We start from the raw sequence: 15,555 nt of genomic DNA, 5'->3' as shown, positions 1-15,555 counted from the left end.
TAATCCCTATATTCTAACAGTTATTGTAAAGAAATTCTTTAAGATATATAGCCTGAGTTGGCAGAGCTCCTCCTCAGACTATAAGTCTGAGGTTTACGCTCTGCTATTTTTTTTGATGAAGAAACTTCCAGATTAAGGCATCTGGAAGTTGAGATTATTTTCCAATACAGAAGGTACTGAAAATCTTTCCTAGGATATCATCTGAAGTAACGGTACCTGTAATCTCACCAAGATAATCCTGTGCCTGACGGATTTCCTGTGCACATAATACAAGATCACCTGTAGCAACAATCTCTTTAGCCTTAACGATGTACTCATAGGCCTTCTCTAATGCTGCTATATGACGTCTACGTGCGATAAAGACACCTTCAATAGGCATAATACCCAAAGCATCCACCAGGACCTTCTTAAGCTCATCCAGGCCGCTTTCTGTCTTAGTAGATGTTCTTACCTGCTTAAGCTCTTTAAAAGGCTCTGCTTCTAAAAGTGCTTTAACCTCAGGACAGAAGTCTTTATCGGCCTTTGATACAATCACCATGATTCTGTTGGTGTTTGACTCAAATTCTTTCACTTTAGAATAGGTTTCCATGACATCTACAGGTGTCTTTGAACCGTCGATCATGAACAGCACCAGATCAGCCTTCTTGAGCTCGTCGATAGCTTTCTGAATACCGATTGCCTCAATCTCATCCGATGGCTTATCTCTGATACCAGCAGTATCGGTAATGGTTACAGGTACACCTTCGATTTCAACCTGTGCGGTAAGTACGTCTCGGGTGGTTCCTGGAATGTTGGTAACAATTGCCTTATCTGCACCTGCCAGAGCATTAAGAAGACTTGATTTTCCTGCATTAGGAGAGCCTGCAAGAACTATCTTGGCTCCTTCATTGAGCTTTACACCCTGATTGGCGATTCTGATGGTCTTTGCAGCCAGAGCTTCGATATCATCAAGCTCTCTGTCAGTCTTTCCTGATTCGTAGAAATCTTCATGCTCTTCAGGAAAATCCAGACAGGCTTCAATTCTTACACGGAAGTTGGTGATTCTGTCAGTTAACTCATTAACATTCTTGGAGAAATTACCTTCAAGAGATGACAGCGCAGCTTTAGCGGCACTTTCTGAACCAGCTGAAATCAGATCTTCAACTGCCTCTGCAGCTGTAAGGTCCATCTTGTTATTCAGAAACGCTCTTCTGGTGAATTCACCTGGCTGAGCCTGTCTTACTCCTTCAATGCTGAGAATTCCGTTCAGAACACGTTTTGGTGATACATTACCGCCGTGTCCCTGGAACTCTACGATATCTTCGCCTGTGTAGGAATTTGGCGCAGCAAAATAAATAACTACACCCTCATCGAGGACTTCGTTGTTTAGTTTGAACTGTTTGAAATAGACTTGGCGAGGTTTAGGAGTGATTCCGGTGAGTGTTTTTGCTACTTCTAGAGCCTTGGAACCAGAGACCCTAATAATGGCAATGCCACCCCTACCAGGAGGAGTGGCAATTGCTGCAATAGTATCTTCGATTGTTGCCATAAATAATACTATTTAGAATCTGGCTGCTTCTTCATGCTCAAACCACGCTTTTCTAATGATCTGAAGATGACGAACTGCTGCAGAATGGTGAAGCAGTTTGAAACAAGCCAATATAAAGTTAGACCTGCAGGGAATGTACAGAACATGAAGGTGAATACAAATGGCATTGCCATGAATACCTTACGCTGTACAGGATCGGTTACAGGGGTTGGTGACATCTTCTGCAGATAGAACATTGTCACACCGTAAAGGATTGGTAATACAAAGAATGGATCCTTTACGGACAAGTCAGTAATCCACAGCATGAAGCTTGACTGACGTAGCTCTGTTGATTCCATCAGAGTCCAGTATAAGGCGATGAAAATAGGCATCTGGATCAGTAATGGTAAGCAGCCGCCTAAAGGATTAACCTTCTCGCTCTTGTACAGTTTCATGGTCTCAGTACCAATCTTCTGTCTGTCATCCTTGTAACGCTCTCTTAATTCCATCAGTTTTGGCTGAAGTAAACGCATCTTAGCCATAGATGTGTACTGAGCCTTGGTTAATGGGAACATTACGCCACGAACAATCATGGTCAGAACGATAATTGAGAAGCCCCAGTTTCCAATAATTGAATGAATGAATTTCAGGATCTTGAATAAAGGAATGGAGATGAACCATAACCAGCCGTAGTCAACGGTCAGCTCAAGATTCTTAGCAACGCTTTCCATAGCATCCTGATTCTTAGGACCAACCCATAGCTTGCTTGAAAGCTTGGCTTCGCTGCCTGCTGCAACATTTACAGAGTCAGTTCTGATACCGATGATTGCGCTGGTGTTGTTATCTGCATGATTTGAGTAGATAACGTTGTTAACGTTGTTCTCACCGCCGATCCATGCTGATACGAAATAATGCTGAATCATAGCAACCCAACCTTCTTTGGTGGTTACGTTGTATGACTTGTCATCGATGATATCGTCAAGAGTCTTTTTCTCGTAACGGTTTTCATCTGATGAATATGCTGTTCCTCTATATGCACTTGCTACCATGCCGAAACCAGAATTGTTCTGCAAGTATGAGTCATCAGCGGTCTGCTTTAACTGACCGTACATACATAGGCTTAAGTCTTTCTCTGACTTGTTGTTCACAAGATAGCTTACGTTAACAACATAAGAGTCTCTATCAATTGAGAAACTCTTGGTGTAGGTTACGCCATCTTTTTCAAAGGTAATATTTGCGGTAACGTTGTTCTGACCGTCTTCGATTCTGTATTCAGCTTTTTCTGCCTTGAATTCTGGTCTCTCTCTGTTATCGATACCGTCTTTTCCAGCTAAACCGCTCTGAGCCTGATATTTGAACTGAGGAGTGGTCATCAGTAACTGGAAAGGATCTTCCTTATCTTGTTCCTGCTTAATCTTTAATAACTTAGCATCAACAATATCACCACCCTTTAGGTTGATGGTTAACTCTAAATTATCACTAGCAACTTTAATCATGTTGCCAAGAGCGCTTTCTGCACTGATTTCTTGTGACTGCAGGTTAGCTGCCTGATCAGCCATTTTCTGTGCATTGGCTTTATCAGCATTCCAGTCCCAGAACAAGAACATGGCTGCACAAAGTAAAAGTATGAATAACAGATTTCTTTGTTGTTCCATTTTGGAAAAATCCTAAAAGATTTATTTGTTTTTTCTTGGTACAGGGTCAAGTCCACCAGGATTTAGAGGATGACATTTTGAAATCCTTTTAATCCCTAGATAGATTCCTTTTAGAACACCCCATTCTCTTATTGCTTCAAGAGTGTATTGAGAACAGCTAGGATAAAAACGGCAATGCTGCCCTAACAAAGGACTGATGAAGATTTGATAGAAGCGGATCAGGCCTATCGCTATTTTTCCAAACGGTGAGATATTTGTAGCCATAGTCGTCTAAAAATTGCACTCAGTTCAGAATTGCTGATTTCTTCTATTTTTGGTTTGGCTAAAACAACCAAATCAATGTTTGGAAGAGAATGCTGTGTTAATCTAAAGGTTTCTCTGGCAATTCGCTTTACACGATTTCTCCAGACTGCCCTTTTTAACACTTTTTTTGGTATGACTAAACCCAGTCTAGCGCAATTCTCCTCATTTTTTCTTGCAAGAACAAGTACTCCCGGGACACTTGCACGGACTGGATTTTTGAAAACCTTGTCGTATTCCTCGGAAGTTAGAATTCTAACTGACCGAGGAAATGTATTATTAGCCATTAACAGTAGTTAAACGCTTACGACCCTTTGCACGACGACGTGATAAAACTTTACGACCGTCAGCAGTACGCATACGAACACGGAAACCGTGGGTCTTTTTACGCTTAGCAACATTTGGCTGGAAAGTACGCTTCATTTGTAACTCCAACGACGGGACAACCGCCTTAACAACATAAGGTGAATACTAATTACATTAATCACCACTAACACAAAGTACGGTATTTTACATTGTAAATGTGCTTAAGGTCAACACGATTATGTGGTAAAATTATTCGCCATTATTAATTGAATGATATTTTTGATTAATTGAAAGTAATTATTATTATAAAAAGATAGGTTTTTTTATGGATTTGGTTCAAATCTGGCATGACGCTATTCAAAGTTGTAAACAGTCTATCAATGATCCTCAGAAGCAGGCTATTTACGGATTAATTGAATTCCAGTCATCTATTCAAATTATTGGTTCAGATCTATGTTTTATCTGTAACAACGATTTTATGATGAAACTGATGTCTGAATACTCTCCATCTTTATATATGGAGATTTCAAGATTATTAGGTAACAATAGTCTTGGTTTAAAGCTGCTTTTAGCAAGCGAGCTTCAGAACTCACAGAACGCAGCTCCTGCACAGCCCGCAAATTTCGGCTATCAGAGTGAACCAAACAATCAGATTAACAACGGTTTCAATCCTGCCCCTGTACAGGCTATGCCTCAGCAGCAAGGTAATATGCCTCCAGTTCAGCAGCCTGCCCCTGCTCATTCAATGGTTAGAGCAGATAACATTAATCCAGAGAAGACCTTTGAAAACTATGTTACTGATCCTGAGAATTCTCTGGTTTATGCAATTGCTCAGAAGATTGCTCAGAATCCTGGTTCAGAATCCTACAATCCATTCTATGTATATGGCGGTTCAGGATTAGGCAAGACTCATTTACTGTGGGCTATTGCCAATAGAATCAGAGCCACTAAGCCAGAGATTTCCGTTGTATATATCCGCGCAGAAGAATTCATCAGAAAGTTTGTAGAGTCCATGTCTAAAACCGGCCATGTTGACGAACAGGTAAAATTCCAGGATTCTTTCACTCAGCATGATGTGTTCATCATGGACGATATTCAGTCACTTACCAAAGGTGAGAAATCAAGAGATACCTTCTTTGAAATTATTGCCAACTATCTTGATAAGCCAGGCAGCCAGCTGATTCTGGCATCTGACGTTGCTCCTGGAAACCTGAAGAATTTTCACCCACGTCTGGTTTCAAGATTCGGTTCAGGTGTATGTAGAGAGATTTATCCTCCATCAGCTGAAACCCGTGCTGCAATTACCTTACGTAAATGTAAGGAACTTGATATTCAGCTTGAGCATGATGTTGTTGATTATATTGCCAATAACATCAGATCAAGTGTTAGAGAGATTGAAGGTGCAATCAAGACCCTTAAGCAGCATATTGAAATAACCGGCAAGCAGATCACCTGTGATGATGCTGTTAAACTGCTGTCAAACCTTGTAAATATCGATAGACAGGTAACCAGTATTGATGCAATTAAGGATCGAGTTGCCAAGGAATATGGAGTTACTGTTACTTCAATGGAATCTGCAGAGAGAAAGAAAGCTACATCTCTAGCACGTTCTATGGCTATGACACTTGCAAATGACCTTATTCCGAATTTATCATTAAATGACATTGGAAGAGCCTTTAACAAGGATCATTCCTCTGTGCATGAAGCAATCAAACGTACTCGTGAAAGAATCAGTGATGACAGAGAAGAACAGTCAGCAATTTATCAGAGACTGATCCTGTCACTGAAGAAAGAGTAATGGCGGAGTTTATCAGATGAAATTCAGAGTCCTACTATCTAACTTAAAGAAACAGCTTGATGAGGTTGCTGGTATTGCAGGAACAGCTCCTAATAAAGAGGATATCACTCAGAATATTCTTATTAATGTGTCTGAGAATTCTCTTAATCTGAAAGCCACAAACTATAATATCGAGCTTAAGACTATTATTCCTCTGGATGATGTTGAGTCTGATGGTGAAATTACCGTTAATGCCAACAAGTTACGTGATACTTTAAGTAATCTTGATATTAATAGTGTGGTTTCCATTACTCTTGATGAAGACAAGAATGTGCTGGTTATTTCAGACGGTAATACTTCCTTTGAAATCCGTACCCGTTCTTCAATTGATTTCCCATCTTTTGAGCTTGAGGATATCGAGCAGGAAATCACCATCAAACAGTGCTTACTGAAATCTATTATTGATTCTTCAGTATTCTGTGTTTCCAATGAGGATTTCCGTGATTACCTGAAAGGTATACGTTTTGAGCTGAATGGCTCAAAGCTTGAGATCTTTACTTCAGACGGTCACAGAATGGCAATTCTTGAAACTCAGCTTTCAGCTCAGAATTCAACTGCGGGTTCATTTGGCGCTATCATCACTAAGAAGTGTGCAGCTCAGCTGTCTAAGATCCTTAATGATTCCGGAGAATCAGAGGTTGTTCTTAAGTTCACCAAGAATGCTGTAAGAACTTCATGTAATAACTTCTCTCTTGCATCTAAGCTGATTAATTGTGGCTATCCTAATGTAAGAACAGTTATTCCTAAGTCTATTGATACCACTATCTCTATTCCTCGTGTAACCTTCAATAAGCTGATACAGCAGGTTTCCGTACTGTCATCTAAGCGTGTTAACGGTGTATCTTTCAGTTTTGGTAATGGTAAGGTTGATTTAAGATCTGAGAACTCTGAACATGAGGTTGCTACTGCATCTCTGGCTTTACCTGATGCTCAGACTCCTATCGAGATTTCTCTGAATGGTCAGTATGTTCGTGATGTTCTGAACGTAATTAAGACTGACAATGTCTTATTCTGTTTCAGCCAGCCTATGCTGAACGTTCTGATTAAATCCGACGCTTCAGACAATAGCGAGCTAAAGGCAAGCTATATCATCAGTAAGGTAGTTGTCTAAATTTAATGTATTGCGAAGAATATCTTTTCTTCGCAATTAATCTTTATGCATATCACCAGACTTATTGTTCAGAACTGCCGCAACATTTCCTATCTTGATATAAAGCCATCAAGTAATTTTAATCTTATATATGGACCAAACGGTTCAGGTAAGACATCTCTCTTAGAGTCAATTTCATATCTTGGTTTAGGCAGATCCTTTAGAACCAGCAAATACTTATCCCTTATCAGAAAAGGAACTGAGTCTATTACTATCTCAGCAAAGATTAAGGGCGATAAGGGGGAATTTGAGGATACTTTAGGCATTTCCAGGTTTAAATCAAGATCTAAAGGCATGACTGTTTCTGTGAATTCTGAGCATTCCTCAAGACTTCTGGATCTGGTGGATAGAATCAGTGTTCAGGTTATTCATCCTCAGGGTATTGATCTTATTTTAGGTTCACCTGATCTTCGCAGAAGCTACATTGACTGGGGGATCTATTATCTGTATCCGGAATTCAAACAGTTATGGATGAATTACAGAAAATTACTTGTCCAGCGTAATTTCCTTCTCAAGAAGAATGCCTCTGTTGAGGAGATTCAGCTGTGGGATGATGCTCTGTCATCAATCAGCGAAAATATCACTTCCATAAGGGAAGAATATCTTCAGAAACTGTACCCGATTTTAAGAGAAAAACTGCTTCAGTTTTTACCCGATTTTGAGTTTGATTTTAACTTTCAAAAAGGTTGGGAAAATGGCTTGCAGTTGCGCTCTGCGCTAGATTTAAATCTTGAAAAAGACCGCATTTTAGGGTATACTTTTTATGGTTGTCACCGTGCGGATTTAAGGGTCAAATGCAATGGTTTTTTAGCATCTGATACCTTATCTAGAGGACAGTTAAAATTACTTGTCTGTGCTATGAGATTATCGCAGAGCCATTTGCTAAGACAGCAAAGTGGCAGAAACTGTATTTTCCTAATTGATGATCTCAATTCTGAGCTAGATCCACACTCTAGACATCTTTTGTTAGATGATTTAATAGATTGTAGGTGTCAGGTCTTTTTAACCAATATCTCAGAACAAATAGATATTCCTGATCATATTGAATGTAAATACATAAACATTTCTACATCTATTACACCGGATTCATAGAGGACCAAATGTCAGAAGAAAAAAACAATGATTATGATACTTCCAGTATTAAAGTTTTACATGGCCTTGAAGCAGTACGTAAACGTCCTGGAATGTATATAGGTGATACTGATGACGGATCAGGTTTACACCATATGGTTTTCGAGGCAGTTGATAACTCTATCGATGAAGCTTTAGCTGGTTTCTGTGATCATATCGAAGTAACCATCCATGAGGACGGTTCTGTTTCATGTACTGATAATGGTCGTGGTATTCCTGTGGCTATGCATCCTGAAGAAAAGGTTTCTGCAGCTGAAGTTGTTATGACCGTTCTTCATGCCGGTGGTAAATTCGACTCCAATTCCTATAAGGTTTCAGGCGGTCTGCATGGTGTGGGTATTTCTGTTGTTAATGCTCTGTCAGATCGTTTAGAACTTACTATTAGAAGAGAAGATCATATCTGGCAGCAGATCTACCTGAATGGTGGTCATCCTGAGGCTCCTCTTCACCAGATTGGCGATAGTGATGAACATGGTACTATGGTTCGTTTCTGGCCATCTCCTGAAATCTTCAACAACAATATTACTTTTGAATACGCAATTCTTGCTAAGAGACTGCGTGAGTTATCATTCCTGAACTCCGGTATTAAGATTACCTTATCTGATTTAAGAGAGACCCCTGTTAAGCAGGAAGTTTTCTATCATGAGAAGGATGAGGGTATCAGTGCTTTCATTAACTACTTGAACAAGGGTAAGAAGCCTATTCAGGAAGAGATCATTCATTTCACTAACGAGAATGATGAAAACAAGATTGATAACATCAGTGTTGAAATTGCTATGCAGTGGACTGATGCTTATACAGAGAATATCTACTGCTTCACCAATAACGTTCCTCAGAAGGATGGCGGTCAGCATTTAGCTGGCTTCAAGCGTGCTATAACAAATACTTTTACCAAGTATCTGGCCGAACATGCAACCATCGATAACAAGATGAAGAATGTTACCGCTTCTCCAGAGGATATCAGAGAAGGTTTAACTGCTGTTATTTCAGTTAAGATGCCTGATCCTAAATTCTCTTCACAGACCAAGGATAAGTTGGTTTCTTCTGAAGCAGGTACTGCAGTTAACAACTGTATCAACAACCATCTGCTGGATATTCTGATTTTCAACAAGAAGATTTTCTCCGACAACATCTGTCAGAAGATTCTTTCTGCTGCCGTTACCCGTGAAGCTGTTAGAAAGGTACGTGATATGTCACGTACTGACAGATCAGGCGTAAGCAGCAGATCAGTTGATAAACTAGTTCCTTGCCGTGAAAAGAATCCTGCATTATCTGAAATATTCCTGGTAGAGGGTGATTCTGCAGGTGGATCAGCTAAGAACGGTAGAGATTCTAAGTTCCAGGCCGTGCTGCCTTTAAGAGGTAAAATTCTTAACGTTGAAAAGGCCCGTTTAGATAAGGTTTTAGAGTCTGAACAGATTTCTAATCTTGTGATTTCTTTTGGCTGCGGTATCGGTGAGAACTACGATATAACCAAGCTTAAGTATCACAACATCATTATCATGACCGATGCCGACGTGGACGGTGCTCATATTCGTATTCTTCTATTAACTTTCTTCTATCATTTCTTCCCAGGAATCATTGAGAATGGCTATGTATATGTTGCTGAGCCTCCTCTATATAAGTACGAGAAGAAGTCCTCCAAGAAAGATCCTGTATATGTAATTACAGAAGAAGATGCAGCTTTCTTTGAAGTTTCTTTAGCTGTTGAGATGGGCCAGTTATTCCCATCCCGCGGTGCTGCTGCAATTCCTCCTGTATCTCTTGAAGCTCTATTCAAGAAATACATTGCTGTTGTAGCTTCTGCAAAGAAGGCCTGCAAACAGGAGGCTGATTACAACTATGAAGCTATTATCAACATGCTTTACTACGATGTAATCAAGGATAATATGTTCGCTTCAGAAGCTGATGTTAAGACCTGGGTAGAGGGCTTTATCAAGGTTCTTCCTTCCAACCCTTCAGAAGGCATGTATTACAAGTACAGAATCGAGCATGACGAACTGAATAACAAGTACTATCCTGTAGTGATTAAGCACGTATTCGGTACTGATGAAGAATGTACTATCAACGAGAAGTTCCTAACTAAGATTAGATATGACAAGATTAAGGCATTACATGCTCAGGCTTCAAATCTGATTGAAGAGGATGGATATCTGTATATTCCTTCAAATCCTGTTGATAATAAGGAAGTTAAAGTTAAGAACTTAACTGAAGTTTATGACATCCTGAAGAAGAAGGCTAAAGAGAGCGTTAATATCCAGCGTTACAAAGGTCTGGGTGAGATGAGTGCAGCTCAGCTTTCAGAAACAGCTATGAACCCTGATACCAGAAGTATCAAACGAGTTCACTTGAGTGATGCTATGGAAGCAACTAAGTTATTCTCTGATCTGATGGGTGATGATGTACCTGTAAGAAGAGAGTACATTGAAGTTCACAGTGATGAAGCTGTATTAGATGTTTAATTTTTAATCTAAATTCATTTAATTATTTAAACCTGGTTTTATACCAGGTTTTTTATTATCTTAACCTTTTAGGTTATTCCTTAAGGTTATCTAAGGAGATAAACTAATATTATGAAAAATAATCATTTTTTTAGATCCTATCTTTAAATCAACTGTTTGATCATTATGTATTTTTATTCACTATATATTATCAATATGTTCCATGTGGAACATGATTAGTTAATTAGAATTTATATTAACGCAATTTTATAAAGTCACTATCTTTCTGGAGTAATACGCTAATATTGAATAAATAATATTTTATAGCCGACTATAAAAATATTTATGAACTATAACAGTGTTCCACGTGGAACATGATTTATTCATCTGAATATATGAACTTCACGTCGTAAAGTTAATTTTTACCTCGCTTATTACCTTTTACTGATAAATATTTGTTAAATGTTATTTCTATTTTAATCAAGAAAGAACTATAACAATGTTCCACGAGGAACATATTATATTTGATTGAACTTCAAATCGTATTTTTTAGTATCTGGAATTACATTTTGATCAGTATTCATCATTCTTAGTTATTCCGAATATAGAATTAGTCATTATTGTCTATATAATTTACGTTCCATGTGGAACATATATAAAGTATTACAAATACTAATCATATAATTTCAACATTAAACTATTTATCTGGATGATTTTAAGAGATTAGTAATGCAGTTCCATGTAGAACATTCAATAATATAACTACAAATTGATATTAATAATGATATGAAATGATTCTTATAGAAATTTGCAGATTAAAATGAACTAATTTGTAATATATTGTTTAGACTAGGGAAGAGAATTGAAGTAATTATTAGAATTTTCCATAACAATTTTAATAATATTGATAAACTTAAATAATCAATTGTTCCACATGGAACATTAATCAGAAATAATGATACATTCTTATAGATAACTTGTAGCTAAAATAACGAAAAGTTACTGTAAAAATACAAGAATACAATATTCAATATTCAATACTTTTAAGACTTATAATCAGGTAATATAATTAGATCTTGAATATACAAACTAATAATCTCTTTAAATTTCCCCAGTAAATGTTTTTCATATAATTATATGTTCCACGTGGAACATAATTTGATGATTATCTGCTCCTTCTCCTCTGTATTTACTAGGATTATTATTACCAATACCACTAAAACCGTCATTTTCTATTTTTTATATAATGGTTTTTAAATGGTATTAAAATATTCTTATACTATTATATATTCATGTAATTCTCGGTATACTTCATAATCGTTCTATTGTTAAGTATGAAATTGAACAAATTATTTATTTCTATTTCTTTTAAATTGTCATATTAAATATTCTTGGACCTGATGATTATGTTCCACGTGGAACATATTTATTGCAAATTGTATGGATCTATGAATATTCTTTCTCGATGTATTTATTTAATTAACGTTAATTATGTAAATATTAAGATTGACATTAATAGTTAGTTAATTTTTTTAATATTTTTGTTCAGAATTATATTCAGTCTTCGATGTTCCACGTGGAACATCATCAATGATACACTCTCTATTCTTGATTATTAAATATCTAGTAATTATTCGATGATTGTTTATCTTTTCTTTTGAATATAACACTAAATTATAAAATCTTATGGAACATGGATTTATCAAAGTTCATAGTTAATTAATAAAATATTTGAATTGTAATTTTTTTGAATCTTTTACCTTCATACATTTGTTCCACGTGGAACATTTTTGAATGTTCATATAGAAAATAAGTTATATTTTTAGAAATGAAATTTGATGAATGATTAACTTGTAACGATATGTTCCATGTGGAACGTTATAGTTAAATCTTCCTGACATGGATCTTTCATATAATTGAATTTTATGTATGCGGAATTATGAGTAATATGTTCCACGTGGAACATTATTTCAAATACAATATTGTAGATATGGTTTCCATATTTCTGAATACAATTATATAGATAAGTAAACTACTGTACATTCACTAATGTTCCATGTGGAACAATAATACTATGTAATTTAGACCTATGAGAGTTACCGGGGAAGGATGTTTGGTATAAATATGTTCCACCTGGAACATAAAAAAGGGCTCATAAAAATGAGCCCTGATTCAATAATTATTTAATTAAATTAGTACAGAACTGAAATATCAGCAGTTTTAGCAATAATTTCGTGAAGATTATTTAGTAATGCTAATCTGTTGTTCTTGATATTTGCATCTTCTGCATTAACCATAACATTCTCAAAGAAGTTATCTACTGGATCCTTTAGTTCAGATAGAGCAGATAGAGCCTCTGTATAGTTGCTCTCTGAATACAACTTAGATACCTTAACATCAACAGTCTTCAGTACATTGAATAACTTAACTTCAGCTTCTTCTTTCAGAAGTGATTCATTGATGTTGGTATCAAACTTATCTGCCTTGCTTAGAATGTTGTTAATTCTCTTATATGCAGAAGCCAGATTCTCAGCTTCTGGCAGAGACTTGAACTGCTTAACAGCCTTTACTCTATTATCGAAATCCAGAATATCCTGTGGATTTGTTGATAGGACTGCTAAGAAGATTGATGCCTCAATGCCCTGGTCCTGATAATAAGCCTTTAGTCTGTTATAAACGAAGTTGATAACATTCTCTTTGGTTTCTTTTGACTTTAGCTTAGCCTCTAGAATAGAGCAGGCTTTATCAATAAGCTTGTAGAAGTTGATAGAGATATTGTTCTCAATCAGAATTCTGATTAAACCGATAGCAGCTCTTCTTAGACCGAATGGATCCTTATCACCCTTAGGTAGCATATTGATACCAAAGATGCCAACCAAAGTAATAATCTTCTCTGCTAAACTTACAGAAATCTGAACAGGCTTGGTAGGAATGATATCACCGGCAAATCTTGGAAGGTACTGCTCGAAGATAGCGTCTGAAACGTCCTTATCTTCGTTATCAAGCTCTGCGTAGTGCATACCCATAATACCCTGAGTATCAGTGAACTCTGTTACCATGGTTGTTGCAAGGTCACACTTGGCCAGATGAGCAGCACGAGCTGCCTTGGTTGCATCAGCATTGATTTCATTAGCAATATACTTAGCTAACTCCTCAACACAGTCAGATCTGAAAGCAAGAGTACCGATATCTTTTTGGTAAACGATGTTCTCCAGCTTCTTGAAGTATGAATCTAAGCTGTTCTTTCTATCAGTCTGGAAGAAGAATTCTGCATCAGAAAGTCTTGGTCTTACAACTCTCTCGTTACCTGAAATAAGTGAGGTTGCATCATCTGGATTGATGTTAGAAGCAAATGCAAATGAAGGTAGCAGCTTGTTATCCTTATCGTAGATAGGGAAGTACTTCTGGTCACCCTTCATGGTGTATACAAGAGCTTCTGCTGGAACTTTCAGGAATCTCTCTTCAAATGAAGCCTTGAAGATATGTGGTTCTTCAACGATTGAGGTAACTTCCTCAACTAATGAATCATCAAGATCAGCCTTACCGTTAACTGAGTTAGCAATATCTGTAACCTGCTTGATAATTGATGCCTTTCTCTCTTCGTAATCAGCAACAACACGGCCTTCAGTTCTTAACTGGTCAACATAGGTATCAGCTGACTTAATTACAACCTTCTGAGAGCCTAAGAAACGGTGACCGTTGATTTCCTTTGATGAATCAACACCAAGGATTGAACCTGGAATTAAGGTCTCACCGAACAACATACATAGGGTATGAACTGGACGAACGAACTCTTCTTTCTTATCACCCCAGTGCATTAAACGTGGGATTGGAAGAGACTTTAGAGCAGTCTTGAATAGCTCAGGAACAAGATCAGCAGTGTTAGCTCCCTTCTTGGTGGTTTTGACATATAACCACTCACCCTTAGGGGTTGTTAATCTCTGTGCATCTTCAATCTTAATGCCGTTAGCTGAAGCCCAGCCTAAAGCTGCCTTGGTAGGATTACCGTTAGCATCGAAAGCTGCCTTAACTGCAGGTCCCTTGATTTCAATCTCCTGGTCCTGCTGCTTCTCTTCAAGAGCGGTAATGAATAAGGCCAGTCTTCTTGGGGTTGCATACCATTTTGAAGACTCAAAATGAAGGTTCTGATCCTTTAACTGCTTTACAAATGAATCATGTAAAGACTGAGCAAGGGTACGTAAAGATTTTGGAGGTAATTCCTCTGTTCCTAGCTCTAAAAGTAAATTATTGGTTGTCATGATATGTTAAATCCTAGTTATCCTTGTTTTCAGTCTTTTTGCACATTGGGAAACCAAGCTCTTCTCTTGATTTGTAATATGCTTCTGCAACAGCTTTAGATAGAGTTCTGATTCTCAGGATAAATCTCTGACGCTCTGTTACTGAGATTGCATGTCTTGCATCTAACAGGTTGAAACAGTGTGCTGCCTTTAGAATTCTTTCATATGCTGGTAATGGAAGAGGCTTCTCTAGATTCAGAAGATAGCTGCTCTCTTTTTCCATCTGATCAAACATGCTGAATAAGAAATCGGTATCAGCGTATTCGAAGTTGTATGTAGACTGCTCTACTTCGTTCTGGTGGAATACGTCACCGTAGGTAACATCGCCGTTTGCTGTGTGAGCCCAGATTAAGTCATATACAGTCTTTTTCTTCTGGATGTACATAGCAAGACGCTCAAGACCATAGGTTAACTCACCGGTAACAGGGTAGCACTCTAAACCGCCAACCTGCTGGAAGTAGGTAAACTGTGAAACTTCCATACCGTTCAGCCAGATTTCCCAGCCAAGACCCCACGCACCAAGAGTTGGGTTTTCCCAGTTGTCTTCAACGAAACGGATATCGTTTTCGGTTGGATCAAATCCAAGTTCCTTTAATGAGCCAAGATATAGCTCCTGAATGTTATCTGGAGAAGGCTTAAGAATAACCTGAAACTGATAGTAGTGCTGTAATCTGTTTGGATTTTCACCGTAACGACCATCAGTAGGTCTTCTTGATGGCTGAACATATGCACATGAGATTGGCTCAGGACCAAGTGATCTTAAGAAAGTCATTGGGTGAGAAGTACCTGCACCGACTTCAAGATCGAATGGCTCTGCAATCATGCAGCCATGGCGCATCCAGTAATCTTGTAGGGTAAGAATTAAACCTTGGAATGTTTGAAGGTCATATTTGTTAGACATTTTTTGAACCTTGCTACGAATACAAAATA

General features: G+C 37.7%; 11 protein-coding genes. 4 read left to right on the top strand and 7 right to left on the bottom strand.

All coding sequences use genetic code 11. From position 1 onward, the window contains the following. Positions 1-154 precede the first annotated feature (154 nt). Genes mnmE through rpmH form a run of 5 tightly spaced genes read right to left on the bottom strand, consistent with a single transcriptional unit; the run spans position 155 to position 3,885 of the window. Entirely contained in the window at positions 155-1,528 is a 1,374-nt protein-coding gene (gene mnmE / locus BM308_RS03855) for a tRNA uridine-5-carboxymethylaminomethyl(34) synthesis GTPase MnmE (protein WP_074943006.1), read from the bottom strand. 8 nt (positions 1,529-1,536) lie between these two features. After that, a complete protein-coding gene (yidC, locus tag BM308_RS03850; RefSeq protein ID WP_074943004.1) occupies positions 1,537-3,162 on the bottom strand; it encodes a membrane protein insertase YidC in 1,626 nt (541 codons plus the stop codon). 21 nt (positions 3,163-3,183) lie between these two features. After that, a complete protein-coding gene (yidD, locus tag BM308_RS03845; protein ID WP_074943003.1) occupies positions 3,184-3,426 on the bottom strand; it encodes a membrane protein insertion efficiency factor YidD in 243 nt (80 codons plus the stop codon). After that, positions 3,393-3,749: a ribonuclease P protein component gene (gene rnpA / locus BM308_RS03840; RefSeq protein ID WP_074943001.1), complete on the bottom strand. Its 357-nt coding sequence runs from the start codon at positions 3,747-3,749 to the stop codon at positions 3,393-3,395. Before rnpA ends, yidD begins: the two co-directional genes overlap by 34 nt. Further along, positions 3,742-3,885, bottom strand: coding sequence for a 50S ribosomal protein L34 (rpmH, locus tag BM308_RS03835; protein ID WP_031490834.1), 144 nt, complete (start codon positions 3,883-3,885; stop codon positions 3,742-3,744). Before rpmH ends, rnpA begins: the two co-directional genes overlap by 8 nt. Before the next feature lie 208 nt (positions 3,886-4,093). Here rpmH and BM308_RS03830 point away from each other — a divergent pair, with 208 nt between their 5' ends. From BM308_RS03830 to BM308_RS03815, 4 genes are read left to right on the top strand one after another with little or no spacing between them, the layout of a single operon-like run. Then, positions 4,094-5,566 (top strand): chromosomal replication initiator protein DnaA, encoded by a 1,473-nt coding sequence (locus BM308_RS03830; RefSeq protein ID WP_074943000.1) that lies wholly within the window; start codon positions 4,094-4,096, stop codon positions 5,564-5,566. A 16-nt stretch (positions 5,567-5,582) separates the two neighbouring features. Further along, positions 5,583-6,716, top strand: coding sequence for a DNA polymerase III subunit beta (gene dnaN, locus BM308_RS03825; protein ID WP_074942998.1), 1,134 nt, complete (start codon positions 5,583-5,585; stop codon positions 6,714-6,716). A 45-nt stretch (positions 6,717-6,761) separates the two neighbouring features. Continuing rightward, positions 6,762-7,847: a DNA replication/repair protein RecF gene (recF, locus tag BM308_RS03820; protein WP_074942996.1), complete on the top strand. Its 1,086-nt coding sequence runs from the start codon at positions 6,762-6,764 to the stop codon at positions 7,845-7,847. 8 nt (positions 7,848-7,855) lie between these two features. After that, on the top strand, positions 7,856-10,348 hold the full coding sequence (locus BM308_RS03815) for a DNA gyrase subunit B (RefSeq protein WP_074942995.1): 2,493 nt from the start codon (positions 7,856-7,858) through the stop codon (positions 10,346-10,348). A gap of 2,171 nt (positions 10,349-12,519) precedes the next feature. Here BM308_RS03815 and glyS read toward each other — a convergent pair. Then, the gene (gene glyS, locus BM308_RS03810) at positions 12,520-14,586 is read right to left on the bottom strand and encodes a glycine--tRNA ligase subunit beta (protein WP_074942993.1); all 2,067 of its coding nucleotides are present in this window, start codon (positions 14,584-14,586) and stop codon (positions 12,520-12,522) included. 13 nt (positions 14,587-14,599) lie between these two features. Then, complete coding sequence (gene glyQ / locus BM308_RS03805) at positions 14,600-15,526, bottom strand: glycine--tRNA ligase subunit alpha (RefSeq protein ID WP_074838342.1); 927 nt, start codon at positions 15,524-15,526, stop codon at positions 14,600-14,602. Positions 15,527-15,555: the final 29 nt, after the last annotated feature.

The sequence above is a fragment of the Succinivibrio dextrinosolvens genome (assembly GCF_900116345.1).
Classification (GTDB): domain Bacteria; phylum Pseudomonadota; class Gammaproteobacteria; order Enterobacterales; family Succinivibrionaceae; genus Succinivibrio; species Succinivibrio dextrinosolvens_B.
The sequence above is the reverse complement of the archived record's forward strand: the minus strand, read 5'-3'. Positions and strand labels throughout refer to the sequence as shown.